This window comes from Dysosmobacter sp. HCP28S3_G4 (assembly GCF_052065175.1).
GTDB lineage: Bacteria > Bacillota > Clostridia > Oscillospirales > Oscillospiraceae > Oscillibacter.
The window spans coordinates 1-563 of the sequence record NZ_JBQHUP010000118.1 but is presented as its reverse complement, the minus strand read 5'-3'; the positions used below and the strand labels follow the sequence as shown (position 1 = coordinate 563).

Here is a 563-nt window from a genome sequence, read left to right as displayed (position 1 = left end):
GTCGTCACCTACGCGGCGTTCGGCTCCATGCGGATGTGCGAGATGATCCGTCAGGAGATCTGCTATCCCAACCTCAACGTCAAGATCGCCTGCTCTCACGGCGGCGTGACTCCCGCCAACGACGGCGCGAGCCATCAGGCCATCGAGGACATGGGCATCATGCGCACCCTCCCCAACATGACCGTCGTTATGCCGGCAGACTATGTCTCCGCCAAGAAGCTGGTCAAGGCGTCCGCCGCCTATGAGGGCCCCATGTTCCTGCGCTTTACCCGCGACGCGATCCCCGTCATCTATGATGAGGACGTGGAGCTCACCATCGGCAAGGCACATCAGATCCGCGACGGCAAGGACGTGGCCATCATCGCCAACGGCGACACCGTGCGTCTGGCCATTGACGCGGCGAAGGAACTGGAGAGCAAGGGCATCAGCGCCCGTGTGCTGGATATGCACACCATCAAGCCTCTGGACGTGGAGGCCGTGACCGCCGCCATCAACGAGATCGGCAAGGTCATCACCGTGGAGGATCACAACATCCTCAACGGCCTGGGCTCCGCCGTGTGCGA

Annotated in this window: 1 protein-coding gene; it reads left to right on the top strand. The window is 62.5% G+C overall.

Translation table 11 applies throughout. The annotated features are described in order from the left end of the window. Positions 1–563: transketolase family protein (locus tag ACTNBU_RS12710; RefSeq protein ID WP_441034464.1), on the top strand; the 563-nt coding region annotated here is incomplete at both ends.